General features: G+C 49.2%; 10 protein-coding genes. 4 read left to right on the top strand and 6 right to left on the bottom strand.

Features of this window, described 5'->3' with window-relative positions; genetic code table 11:
- Positions 1-40 precede the first annotated feature (40 nt).
- Both POF51_RS31850 and POF51_RS31845 read right to left on the bottom strand, forming a co-directional pair.
- Positions 41-1,552 carry an acetyl-CoA hydrolase/transferase family protein gene (locus POF51_RS31850; protein ID WP_069851916.1) on the bottom strand — a complete coding sequence of 504 codons (1,512 nt, stop codon included), beginning with the start codon at positions 1,550-1,552 and terminating at the stop codon, positions 41-43.
- A 141-nt stretch (positions 1,553-1,693) separates the two neighbouring features.
- The gene (locus tag POF51_RS31845; protein ID WP_271756748.1) at positions 1,694-2,365 is read right to left on the bottom strand and encodes a LytTR family DNA-binding domain-containing protein; all 672 of its coding nucleotides are present in this window, start codon (positions 2,363-2,365) and stop codon (positions 1,694-1,696) included.
- 211 nt (positions 2,366-2,576) lie between these two features.
- Here POF51_RS31845 and POF51_RS31840 point away from each other — a divergent pair, with 211 nt between their 5' ends.
- The 4 genes from POF51_RS31840 to menC all read left to right on the top strand — a co-directional run bounded on the left by POF51_RS31840 (position 2,577) and on the right by menC (position 8,594).
- Complete coding sequence (locus POF51_RS31840) at positions 2,577-4,601, top strand: sigma 54-interacting transcriptional regulator (RefSeq protein WP_069851912.1); 2,025 nt, start codon at positions 2,577-2,579, stop codon at positions 4,599-4,601.
- Between the two features lie 179 nt (positions 4,602-4,780).
- Entirely contained in the window at positions 4,781-6,190 is a 1,410-nt protein-coding gene (locus POF51_RS31835) for a YfcC family protein (protein ID WP_069851910.1), read from the top strand.
- Between the two features lie 95 nt (positions 6,191-6,285).
- On the top strand, positions 6,286-7,425 hold the full coding sequence (locus POF51_RS31830; RefSeq protein ID WP_069851907.1) for a M20 peptidase aminoacylase family protein: 1,140 nt from the start codon (positions 6,286-6,288) through the stop codon (positions 7,423-7,425).
- Between the two features lie 20 nt (positions 7,426-7,445).
- Positions 7,446-8,594: an o-succinylbenzoate synthase gene (gene menC / locus POF51_RS31825; RefSeq protein WP_069851904.1), complete on the top strand. Its 1,149-nt coding sequence runs from the start codon at positions 7,446-7,448 to the stop codon at positions 8,592-8,594.
- 73 nt (positions 8,595-8,667) lie between these two features.
- Here the strand turns inward: menC and POF51_RS31820 are convergent, their stop codons facing one another.
- The 4 genes from POF51_RS31820 to POF51_RS31805 all read right to left on the bottom strand — a co-directional run bounded on the left by POF51_RS31820 (position 8,668) and on the right by POF51_RS31805 (position 12,118).
- A complete protein-coding gene (locus POF51_RS31820; RefSeq protein ID WP_069851902.1) occupies positions 8,668-9,576 on the bottom strand; it encodes a hypothetical protein in 909 nt (302 codons plus the stop codon).
- A 142-nt stretch (positions 9,577-9,718) separates the two neighbouring features.
- Entirely contained in the window at positions 9,719-10,006 is a 288-nt protein-coding gene (locus POF51_RS31815) for a HesB/YadR/YfhF family protein (protein WP_007728959.1), read from the bottom strand.
- A gap of 145 nt (positions 10,007-10,151) precedes the next feature.
- Positions 10,152-11,447 (bottom strand): sensor histidine kinase, encoded by a 1,296-nt coding sequence (locus tag POF51_RS31810; RefSeq protein WP_083261727.1) that lies wholly within the window; start codon positions 11,445-11,447, stop codon positions 10,152-10,154.
- Positions 11,444-12,118, bottom strand: a complete 675-nt coding sequence (locus POF51_RS31805; RefSeq protein ID WP_017247146.1) for a response regulator transcription factor — start codon at positions 12,116-12,118, stop codon at positions 11,444-11,446. Before POF51_RS31805 ends, POF51_RS31810 begins: the two co-directional genes overlap by 4 nt.
- Between the last annotated feature and the right edge of the window lie 260 nt (positions 12,119-12,378).

Raw genomic sequence — 12,378 nt, 5'->3', positions numbered from 1 at the left:
TAATGCCCGAACGGGTTTGTTTTTTTTATCATTCAATCGTTTAAACCAACGCTGGCTTTTTCGCAAGCATCGTGCCTTCCTGCGCGTAACGTACGTGCCAGGAGAATGCCTTTTCCAGTACATGCGGGGTGTGTCCGCCGCGTGTGAGTGCTTCCTCGTAGTACGCCATCAATTGATCGCGGTACATCGGATGCGCACAGTTCTCGATCATTTTGACGGCTCTTTGACGCGGAGCCAAGCCTCTCAAGTCAGCCAAGCCTTGCTCGGTCACGATAATATCTACATCGTGCTCGGTATGATCCACATGGGAGGCAAACGGAACGATGCTCGAAATGTTTCCACCTTTGGCAATCGACTTGGTTACGAAGATACCCAGACGTGCGTTGCGAGCAAAGTCACCAGAGCCGCCGATGCCGTTCATCATTCGCGTACCCGATACATTGGTCGAGTTGACGTTTCCGTAGATGTCCGCTTCAATCGCGGTATTGATCGCAATCAGACCGAGGCGGCGAATCAGCTCCGGATGGTTCGTGATTTCTTGCGGACGCAACAGCAGCTTGTCACGGTATTGGGCGAAATTTTCGGTGACATGCTTCATCTTGTCAGCCGTTAATGTGATCGAACAGCCTGAGGCAAACGAAATTTTACCTGCATCAAGCAAATCAAACACCGCATCCTGCAACACTTCCGAGAAGACAGTCAGATCCGTGAATTCCGAATCCAAAAATCCGTTGAAAACCGCATTCGCTACCGATCCGATTCCCGATTGCAATGGCGCGAGATTGTTCGGCAAGCGTCCCTCTTTTACCTCTTGACGCAAAAACTCGATCAGATGTGCCGCAATCTGCGCCGTTTCTTCGTCCGGTTCCACAATCGTCGAGGGAGAATCCAACTGATTCGTCAGGACAATCCCTTTTACTTTATCCGGGTCGACGGGAATCCCTGCTGTACCCATTCGCTGATCCACGGACGTGAGTGGAATCGGTTCACGCTCTCCTTGTTTCGCTGGTGTATAAATATCATGGATCCCTTCCAACTCCACCGATTGAGCCATATTCAGCTCAATGATGACATGCTTGGCATTTTCCACGAAAATATTGGAGTTCCCCACGGACGTAGCCGGGATGATCATGCCCTCTTCTGTAATTGCAACCGCTTCCACAATTGCGTAATCGATTGCGTCTATCGCTCCCTGGCGAATCGCTTCCGCTGTATGCGACAGATGCTGATCAACGAACATCATGCTGCCATCGTTGATTTTTTTCCGCATGACCGGATCTGCTTGAAAAGGCAATCGCTTGTTGATGATCCCCGCTTCCGCCATCACTGCATCTACATCGGAGCCGAGTGAAGCTCCCGTATATACGTTTACGCCAAAAGGCTTGTTCTCTTTTTTCGCCAGCTCAGCCAATGCGAGCGGCACGACCTTGGCATCACCAGCACGCGTGAAACCACTTAACCCGATCGTCATGCCATCCTCAATCCATCCTGCTGCTACCTCAGCCGTCACGATTTTATCTGCCAGTCGTTTATCGCGTAAGCGCTCCCACATCATTGTGACCCCCTATGCCATCTTTATTGCCTTTACACTAGCACACGGATTCTGAGCGAGCACTCGATTTTCAACAAAACAGAATATTTACGCGCCTATCAAGAAAAAACGACAGCGAACCGTTCTCATTTATCAGATATTTCAGAAGCCGAGCAATTGCCGAAACGAGCTGGCGTACGACTGACTCACAGGAACTCTCGTCTTTTGCTTGTCCTTCATCTCCAATAAAAACGTCGAATGAAAATGCGGGTGAATAAAGCCGATCGATTCCATATTGACGAAATACGGCCGATGACAGCGCACAAATCGGTCTTGCGGGAGCATATACTCCAGTTCAGCCATGTTGTATTTGTTCGAATATGATCCACTAGCCGTATGCAAAAGCGTTTTTCCTTCATGAGAGCTGATATAGACGATCTCCGTTAACGGAATAGGCAGCCAGCCGTCCTCCCCTTTTCCGACCAAAAACGATAGACGCGCCTCCGGATTCGTGAGCGGAACGTTTTGAGGTGGATAGATGGCGGTAATACAGCCCATGATCTGACCATTTCGCACTAATGGAAGCGAGAGTCCGTAGTACGGCACGCCAAAAATACGCCTCTCCACCTGATGCCCTACTTTTCCCATTTCCATGAGTGCTTGATGTGTAGCCGAGCCTATGGGAACGATATCCCCCGGCGTAATTTTCAAGTCAATATTGGAACTCGGTTGATAGTACAAGTATTGTGAGCCGTCCGAGATCGCAATCGATACCCCGTCTGGCACGACTTCCCCAATCATTTGCAGCACCTCTGGAACCAATCTGTCCTCCATGCTGATTCCTCCTGCTTCTGTTATATCTTCTATTAAAACACATTTACCTGCTGCGGATGTTCAAAAAGCCGGCTTTTTGAACTAGCATTTGCCCGCAAATCAATCCTTGTCTTTCCTCTCTATACAAGCGAATCCATCCGATTACAGCCAGGCATTGTGCTATCATGAGATTACAAAACATTCACGATTGTTTGAGCAAAGGCGGTGCAGCATGGACCACACCATTGTCTTGATTGCAAAAGGAACGGACACTCTCGAATTTTTGTTAAACGAACTACGGGCTTATTTCGAGCCGTATTGCAAAGTCATCGGCTATGCCAGCCATGAGCACATTCCCGATTTAAGCGGAGTCGATCATGTCTTTATCACAACCAAATCCCCAGAGCTGTACACAGTTGCCCGTCAAGCTGTTGCTGACTCCGTGCCCATCACGGTTTTAAATCGTTTTTTCGAGTTGCGCAAAATGAAAGCGCTGATGCAGATTCCTCCGGGGACGACCGTCCCTGTCATGAACAATTCGCCAGTTTCCGCACAGGAGGTCATCCAAAACTTATTAGAGGCGAACGTCGATCATTTGAATTACGTTCCCTTTCACCCGGGCTGTACATTTGATGATCTCGAATTTCAATACGCCATCATCATGAGCGTTCCTGACGTACCTCTTCCACCTCATGTGGAGGTGATCGATCTCGGTTTTCGCAAAATCAGCATTCATGACCTGATTGATACCGGTCGCAAGGTAGGCGTGCCCAGTGAATGGGAGCGCGAGTACTTGTCTGCCTTCATCGTAGAAATGTCTGAACTCGCGAAAATGCTCGGCACCTCCTACGCAGAAGTACAGAAGCTCAACAGCCAGCTGCAATCTACCTTTCAGGCAGTCAAAGATCCCGTGATCGCTTGCAACGAACAAGGTTTGATCACGTTTATTAACGACGTCGCCGTTGAGCTGTTTTGTCCACATGCATCCTCTATTGTTGGACAACCGTACACGGTGTTGAAGGAGCACAGCTTGCTACAGCCCTTTTTTGAGCAGGAAGATCAGGAGGACGCCCTCGTAACCATTGAACACAAACAATTTATCGTCAGCAGTCAAAGCATCCGCCGCAGGCATGAGCATTTAGGCTTCGTTTGTACGCTAAAAGACGTGACCGAAATCCAACGCTTGCGAACCACGCTTACGTTGCGCGGTCATACAGCGACCTACTCCTTTTCCGATATCAAAGGACAAAGCCAACCGCTGCTCCAAGTCATCGAGCTCGGCAAAAAGATGGCAAAAAACAATCAAACGATCCTGCTAACAGGCGAAAACGGGACGGGAAAAGAGCTGTTCGCCCATGCCATTCATCAGCACTCCCTCCGCAAAAACGGCCCCTTTGTCGCAATCAACTGTGCCTCCTTGCCGGAAAACCTGCTGGAGAGCGAGCTGTTCGGCTACGAAGACGGTGCCTTTACAGGAGCACGAAAAGGCGGAAAGCCCGGCCTGTTTGAGCAAGCGGACGGTGGGACGATTTTTCTCGATGAGGTGGGGGACATCTCTGGGGCCATTCAGGTCAAGCTACTTCGCGTGCTGCAAGAAAAGCAGGTCATCCGTGTAGGCGGCACGGGAATTCTTTCTGTGGATTGCCGCATCATCGCTGCTACCAATCGTGATTTGGAAGACGCTGTTTCCCAGGGAAGCTTTCGCGAGGATTTGTTCTATCGTTTGGCTGTCCTGCCGATCCAGATTCCCGCTTTGCGCGAGCGAATCAGCGATATTCCCCTTCTCATCGATGAGCATCTGGAGCAGCAAGGCATTCGTAAAACATGGTCGCCAGAAGTAATGGAGCTATTCTATCGCCATGACTGGCGGGGGAACATTCGCGAACTGAAAAATGTCGTCGACTATGCCATTACGGTAAGCGAGCATCCTGTCATCGGCATTCAGGACCTCCCTAAACGATTGACGGATAGCCTATTTCAAAAGCAGCAGACGGCTTCTATCCCTAAATTGGACGACAACCGCGACTTGGATATTTTGTATTGCTTGCATCATTATTACGTATCCAACAAACCAGTCGGGCGTTATCAATTGGCGCACTCCCCTGAGCTACAATCCGTAGGCTGGACAGAGAGCGCACTGCGTCACAAGTTGAAACTGCTGGAGCAGCAAGGTTTGGTACGTTCAGGAACAACCCGACAAGGAACCTCCATCACCCCCGCGGGTATCGAATTGTTGCGAAAACACGGGCGGATTTAGCTTCCGCCCAATGAATAATAGGATGTATTAGGCTGAATAAAACCTAATAAACATTCCTAAAGCGCATTGTTTTCCCTTCCCTTGCCTATGAAAATCCACTGAAAACGCTTATATTCGGGAAATTTCGACACTTGGCACGACCCTTGCTTGTCATAAGCAAAAAAAAGCGAGGTGACCTCATGTCTACACATCCATTGAAACCTGCAAAGAAACGTTTTTCTGTGCCGCATACGTATGCCATCCTCTTTATCATTATCATTTTGGCAGCCCTAGCTTCCTACGTACTCCCAGCTGGTGAGTTCGAACGCGTCAAAGACGTTGCCTCAGGCAAAACCGTCGTCGTCAACGGCAGCTACCATCCTGTAGAAAGTAATCCGGTCTCGTTCTTTGACATGTTCAAAGCGATTCCAGAAGGGATGCAAAAAGGCGCGCAAATCATTTTCTACATCTTTATTGTAAGCGGTGTATTCGGAATCATCCGCCAAACGGGTGCGATTGAAGCCGGGATCAATAAAGGTGTCCGACACTTGGAGGGTCGGGAAAAGTTGCTCATTCCTGCTTCCATGTTCCTCTTCTCCATCGGTGGCTTCACCATGGGAATGGCAGAAGAAAGCATCATCTTCGTTCCAATCGGTATCGCGCTGGCTCGTGCAATGGGCTTCGATGCCGTAACAGGTACGGCCATGATCACCATGGGGGCTGCTGCCGGCTTCATGGGCGGGATGATCAATCCATTTACGGTTGGGGTGGCACAGTCGCTCGCACAATTGCCGCTCTTCTCTGGTCTTACCTTCCGTGCTGTTGTGTATGTCTTCGTTCTCGCTTTTGCCATCTGGTACGTTATGCGCTATGCGTATCGTGTCAAAGCAGACCCGACCAAGAGTGTGCTTTATGGCGTAGAGAATCACGCCAGTCAAGAACAGGGAACAGTAGACATCCCAGATCTGAATGCACGCCACAAGCTCGTGTTCCTGGTGATGGTCTGTGGTCTCGCATTCAACGTATACGGTGTATTCAAGTACGAATGGTTCCTGACAGAGCTTACTGCTTCCTTCCTGATCATGGGCCTGGTTGCTGGTCTCGTCGGAGGATTGTCGGTCAATACACTGTTTGATTCCTTCGTCGCTGGTGCGAGAGCCGTTACGTTTGGCGCACTGATCGTCGGTTTTGCCCGCGCGATCACTGTCGTCTTGGAAGACGGAAAAATTATCGATACGATGATTAACAGTCTGACTTCGGCAATTGGTCATTTGCCAGATGCCGTTAACGTCCTGGCTATGTTTGTGATTCAAGCCTTTCTCAATCTCTTTATTTCTTCCGGTAGTGGACAGGCAGCAACAACGATGCCGATCATGGTGCCGATTGCGGATCTGCTCGGCATCCAACGTCAGATAGCGGTTCTTGCCTTCCAATATGGTGATGCGGTAACCAACTCCATTATCCCGACTTCTTCTGCGTTGATGGGCTATCTGGCTGTTGCAGGCATTCCGTATGAGAAATGGGTCAAATTCATTTGGAAGCTTCTTCTCGGCTGGGCCGTAATCGCCTCGATCGCGCTCATTGTAGCAGTGACAATCGGCGTTTCGTAACCAATGAGCTTTTCACAAAACTGGCTGCGTCAAGTAGATTGGCGTAGCCTTCGCTTCACTTATCGACTACACACGAAAAAACCGATGGAGGAACCATGCGCACAACGATCAAACAATTGCAGCCCGCCATTTTTTCTCTATACGAGCATTTACACCAGCATCCAGAGATAAGCTGGGAGGAAGTACAGACCACCTCGTTTATCGCTGACTTCTTGAAAAAACACCATTGCCGCGTCACTACCTTTGACGACGTGACGGGAGTTGTTGGCGAATGGGGCGATCTGACGCCGGGAAAATTCACTGTAGGCGTGCGAGCAGACATGGACGCACTCTGGCAAGAAGTAAACGGCGTCTTTACCGCGAACCATTCCTGCGGACACGATGCGCATATGACCATGGCATTAGGCGTTCTGATGGTATTGCAAGAAATGGACGTCCAGCTCCCAGGGCGCCTGAAGCTCATTTTCCAACCAGCAGAAGAAAGCGGAAATGGCGCACTTGCGATGGTGAACAAGCAAGCAGTGGACGATATTGATTTTCTGTACGGTGTCCACCTTCGTCCCATTCAGGAAATCCCTCGAGGCACAGCTGCTTCTGCCATCTTGCACGGGGCGGCTGGTACGATTTTCGGGCAAATCAAGGGTGCCGATGCTCATGGCGCACGGCCTCATCTCGGAGTCAACGCTATCGAGGTAGCCGCAGCGATTGTTGAGCAGTTAAAAGGTATTCACCTCGATCCGCTCGTTCCTTATTCCGTCAAAATGACGCAGCTTTCCGCCGGCAGCAAAAGCAGCAATATCATTCCAGGCTCGGCGCAGTTCCACTTGGACCTGCGGGCACAGACGAATGAAGTCATTCACGCCCTATTTGCCCGTGTCGAGCACATTTTGCAACACGTTTCCCGCCTCTATGAAGTTGAGCTGTCTTACGAAATCACCGAACGCGTCTATGCAGCGGAAGTGAACGAAGAAGCGAGACTGATCATGGCGGATGCCATTACCGAAACCTTGGGGGCAGAGAAGCTCGAACCGCCGATTCAGACACCAGGCGCGGAAGACTTCCACTACTACACGAAAGAACGTCCACAGCTTCGGGCGACCATGCTTGGATTGGGCTGTGGCCTGACACCAGGACTTCATCATCCGCAGATGACTTTTGAAAAAGAAGCACTGCTAGACGGCATCGAGATTTTGGCAAGAACGGTACTGAATACGTTTGAGCGACAATCCAAATGAACGGTTAAGGAGAGATGAACATGAAAATCGAACGCGTGGACCTGCAACGAATCAAAATTCCGTTGAATTCCCCTTTTGAGACGAGCATGGGGGTCGAAACCCACAAGGAATGCATTCTGGTGCGTGCATACAGCGGTGCCCATGTCGGATTCGGCGAAAGCGTCGCGATGGACGTCCCTGTCTACAACGAGGAAGATGTCGATACGGTCTGGTACATGCTCGAAAAGTATTTGATCCCGCAGCTATTTTCACGGGAGATCGAGCATCCTGATGACGTATCCCGCCTCTTCTCCTGGATGCGCCGTAACCACATGGCCAAGGCCGCCTTGGAAGGTGCCGTCTGGGATTTGTACGCCAAAATGAACGGCCTCTCCCTCTCCCAAGCATTGGGCGGAACTCGTACGACGATTGACGTCGGTGTGAGTATCGGAATCGAGCCGACCATCCAAAAACTGCTGCAACGCGTAGAAGGCTTCATCCGTGACGGCTACAAAAAGATCAAAGTGAAAATCAAACCGGGCTTTGATGTCGAGCCAATGCGTGCAATCCGCAACACATTTGGACCAGATGTTCCACTGATGGCGGACGCAAACTCTGCATATACGCTGGCAGACATGGAGATGCTGAAGGCTTTGGATGGCTTCGGATTGATCATGATTGAACAGCCATTGGCTCATGACGACATCATTGACCATGCGACCTTGCAACGGGAACTAAAAACGCCGATCTGCCTCGACGAAAGTATCCATACAGTGGAAGATGCCCGCAAAGCACTCGAGCTCGGCAGTTGCCGAATTATCAACATCAAGATCGGTCGCGTAGGCGGTCTGACCGATGCCAAAAAGATCCATGACCTGTGTGAGACACGCGGCGTACCAGTATGGTGCGGAGGAATGTTGGAGGCAGGGATTGGCCGCGCCCATAACATCGCGATGGCTTCGCTTAGCAACTTCACGATTGCTGGCGACACATCCCCTTCCCATCGCTACTTTGCTGAAGATATCGTGACACCTGTCATCGATTTTGCAGCACCTGGTATGCTGGCTGTACCGACAACTCCAGGAATCGGTTTCGACATCAATGAGTCTTCCATTCGCAATGCCCTGATCGAGCATAAAAGCTACTATGCAAATCGGGAGTCTACTACGACTGTCATTCCTACCTGGTAGACGACTCATTCGAGATGAAAAAGAACAGAGAGTGCCTATTGGCCTCCCTGTTCTTTTTATTTAGGTGACTGTATTAATCCGTAATCGTCAAAAGCTTGCACAAATTTCGTTCGGCAAGAGCTCTCTTCTCTGGCGGAAACCGCTTTAGCAGATCCAACGCAGCATACGGAAGCTTCAATGCATGAGGATCGCTGTATAGTCTATCCCAGTATAGCGGTGAAAAAATTTCCTCGAACGCTGGCTCCTTCACCTCTTCCTCCAAAACAAACGGAGGAACATGGCGATTCAAATAGATTTGAAGACGATGGTTTATGATACCAGGCTTCACAATATCCTCATAACCGAATCGCTCCAGATCTGTTAACGCATGAGCATGTGTGATGTTATGGACGACCTCGCTCGCCAAATGATAGCGTACTCCGTTAATATCACGCGGCGGTATAACCAAATGTAGCTCGTCAAACGCCCGCTCTGCCATCTCTGCCGTTGTATGGTAAGGCGCAACTTCGTCTTTGACATCATCAATCGTCATGCCATGGTAATTCTCGATGCCCCAATAACGGTCTAACCTGTCTTCTGTCGTCGCTTGAAGAATCTTAACCAGGCCGTGCACCACAGTCGGAGTGATCATATCAGGGCGTTCGCGCAATGCTTTTAATGCCAACACACCTAGTGCTAGTCCATGACCTGAGGTCCGCAGCTGCTTCACATTTTGCTGGAGGCCATCGATGACGTGCTGTAACAAGGAGGGATCAGCTTGCTCGTCTTGATCTAGTGGAACAAACCATTCAGGTTTTTGCTTGCGGAAGGACTCGCATGTCCGCTCAATGCCCTCTTTTACATGTTCAGGGAGATCGTGCTCACGATCCATGAAGTACCCTGCCAATAAGGCTGCCCCATAATGACCATCGAACCATCCCGCTACAGCTGCACGTGCCATTCCCGTAATGCCAAGCTCCAAGTAAGAATCAAGTAAACGCATGTAACTTCCTCCTTTTTCCATTTATGTACCCATCATATACTATACATTTTTGTTTGTAAAGTATTGTATTTTAGTTTTTCGCTCATATAAAAAGGCCCCGTATATCCGGAGCCCTTCATCTACTAGCTATCCTTTTCCTTGCTTAATCCAGCTTAAATTCTACTTCGTCTGTCTCTGGCCGATAATCGACAATCAGCCCTCTTCCATTCATATACCACAGCTCATCTTTTTCCATATAAAATGTGATGCCATCCTCTACTGTCGAAATGCCGATTTCATTCGGCAACTCTTTGGCAATCCCCATCGAGAATGAATCCTGAACCGTACTAACGCCTCCATACCGGACAAAAAAACGAATGCTGTCTCCTTCTTTGCATCCCCATTCTTCCCGAAACCATGCTACCGCTGCTTTAGTGATCGTCATGTTCATTAGTACGCCACTCCTCTCTTCCTCTACCTCTAGTTTACCTCAATTTAGAGATATTTGAAACATAAATGTATGTTAAATGGAATTGCTCCACTATTTGAAAAAAGAACCGATTCCCTTCGCCGGGAAAACGGTTCTATCCATCTGTTTAAGGCTTTATTGGAAGTGTAACCAAAAAACTCGTTCCGATACCTACCTCACTGCTGACCTGAATCTTTCCGTGGTGCGCATCCACGATCCATTTGGCAATGGATAGTCCCAAGCCTGTTCCTTCTGTCGCTCGAGAGCGCATTTTATCCACCCGATAGAAGCGATCAAACAAATACGGAATATCCTCTTTGGCGATCCCGATCCCACTGTCTTTTACGAGAATCGAAGCGCGACCGCCTTCCTTTTTGCAAGAGACATAAATCCGGCCGTCTTCGTTCGTGTACTTCAAGGCATTGTCCAGCAAGATGACCATGAGCTGATGAAGACGCTCTTGGTCCCCCACCATCTCAATGGGTTGCTGAATGTCTGTTTCGAGACGAATTTCCCGTGCGATGGCAAGTTGCGCAAAAACCTGGGTGCATTTCATCGCGACTTCGTCTAAGCGCAGCGACTGATTCATGATCTGCAACTCGTTAGAATCACTGCGAGCTAGTGTAAGCAAATCAGAGACGAGCTTGCTCAAGCGCTTGGCCTCTTGCATCCCTATCATGATTTTTTCGCTTTCCTGCTCGATCGTATGATCCGGATGTCTGAAAAGCCTCTCCAGATTGACCATGATGGCCGTGAGCGGCGTCCTCAGCTCATGAGAAGCATCGGCAATAAACTGCTGTTGTTTTTCCCACGAAACTTGGATCGGGATGAGTGCCCTTCTCGCCAAAAACCACCCAGCCACGATCGCAATGACAATACTGATAATGTCGCCGATGATGACAACGTACAACAAGCTGTCCAACATGTTTTGCTCAGGTGCCAGATTGTAAATCAGTTGAAACTGGTACGCGGTCTGTATCCGATTGCCTACAACGACCTTTTTCGGAACGGTAACTGTCTGCACGCGATAGACTTGTCCATTCACAGTTTTCGTTTCGATCCCGTCTGCTTTTCCGTTATGCTGGAATTCTGCGTATTCCTCTGGCTCCAGCCTGTCACCAAATGCGGTCCCAATGACACGACCAAAGCTATCCCAGACGAGTAAAACATACCGGCGATCCAGATCGTTAAACTTTTTCCTCTCCTGACGGTTGAATGGGAAAGGGTCGTCTTCAATCCGATGGAGACGAGGCAAAGAATCAACTGCCAGCCTTTGACTAACTTTGGTCATTTCTCGGTCCACCTGCGAATAGAGACGATACTTCATCGTGTAGTAGACTGCACTCCCCAGCCCGTTCAACAAGAGCAGCACCACTACTACGTTCAACGTTACGAGCCGAATCCTCGTTTTTCGAAACATCATTTGTCTTCCTTTTTCAAAATGTAGCCCACATTGCGGATCGTTCGGATGAAGCCTTCGTAAGCACCCAGCTTCTTGCGCAGGTAGTGGACATACAAATCGACCACTCCGTAATTCGCTTCTGAATCAATTCCCCATACGCGGTCAAAAATTTGTTGACGCGTCAATATTTGCTCCCGATTTTGCAGGAAGTACTTAAGCAGCTCGTACTCCTTCGTTGTTAGCTTCATCGGCTCATCATCAACAAAACCGTCATATTCATTTATCTTCAGAGATAGAGGACCGTATGCCAGATCGCCTTCTGTGTTCTGTTTCCCTTGTCGGCGCAAGAGGGCTCTCACTCTCGCCGTCAGTTCTTCGGCCGCAAAAGGCTTGACCAAATAATCGTCGGCTCCGGCATCTAATCCCTCGACTCTCGACTCTACGCTATCTTTTGCCGTTAAAAATAAAACCGGCGTCATTATCCCTTTTGTACGCAACGTTCTCACCAGTGAAAGGCCATCCATTCCTGGCATCATAATGTCCAGGACCAACAAATCGTAGATGCCGCGTTCCGCCAATAACAAGCCGTCATCTCCGCGCTCTGCCGTATCCACCTGATAACCCTCATCGGTCAGGACTCCTGCAATTGTCTGAAGCAGCGCTTTTTCATCCTCCACTGCAAGAATAAGCATATTGATCCCTCTTTCATTTGAAAAAGCTGTATGTCTTTCAGCATAGCATAATCGACTGGAATCACAATAATGACCACACTCGTCACTCTCGGCTGTGCACACGCTCCTTTTATTAGAGCACGTATTTTTTTGAATCAGATTTGTAGGTGTTGGCGGAAATACAAAAAAAGCTGCATTCTCCATTACTTTTTACAAGTAATCGGGAATACAGCTTTTCATCTCATTCCTTCAAAACTGAATACGCATGATTGCTAAGAGTG

Source organism: Brevibacillus sp. AG (assembly GCF_028369215.1).
Taxonomy (GTDB): domain Bacteria; phylum Bacillota; class Bacilli; order Brevibacillales; family Brevibacillaceae; genus Brevibacillus; species Brevibacillus porteri.
This window is presented reverse-complemented; position numbering and strand designations above follow the sequence as displayed.

Excerpts from the sequence above, each read along its gene's own strand:
- POF51_RS31810 (WP_083261727.1), bottom strand. The coding sequence starts at position 11,447 with ATGATGTTTCGAAAAACGAGGATTCGGCTCGTAACGTTGAACGTAGTA.
- POF51_RS31845 (WP_271756748.1), bottom strand. The coding sequence starts at position 2,365 with ATGGAGGACAGATTGGTTCCAGAGGTGCTGCAAATGATTGGGGAAGTC.
- menC (WP_069851904.1), top strand. The coding sequence starts at position 7,446 with ATGAAAATCGAACGCGTGGACCTGCAACGAATCAAAATTCCGTTGAAT.
- POF51_RS31830 (WP_069851907.1), top strand. The coding sequence starts at position 6,286 with ATGCGCACAACGATCAAACAATTGCAGCCCGCCATTTTTTCTCTATAC.
- POF51_RS31850 (WP_069851916.1), bottom strand. The coding sequence starts at position 1,552 with ATGTGGGAGCGCTTACGCGATAAACGACTGGCAGATAAAATCGTGACG.
- POF51_RS31820 (WP_069851902.1), bottom strand. The coding sequence starts at position 9,576 with ATGCGTTTACTTGATTCTTACTTGGAGCTTGGCATTACGGGAATGGCA.
- POF51_RS31835 (WP_069851910.1), top strand. The coding sequence starts at position 4,781 with ATGTCTACACATCCATTGAAACCTGCAAAGAAACGTTTTTCTGTGCCG.
- POF51_RS31805 (WP_017247146.1), bottom strand. The coding sequence starts at position 12,118 with ATGCTTATTCTTGCAGTGGAGGATGAAAAAGCGCTGCTTCAGACAATT.
- POF51_RS31815 (WP_007728959.1), bottom strand. The coding sequence starts at position 10,006 with ATGAACATGACGATCACTAAAGCAGCGGTAGCATGGTTTCGGGAAGAA.
- POF51_RS31840 (WP_069851912.1), top strand. The coding sequence starts at position 2,577 with ATGGACCACACCATTGTCTTGATTGCAAAAGGAACGGACACTCTCGAA.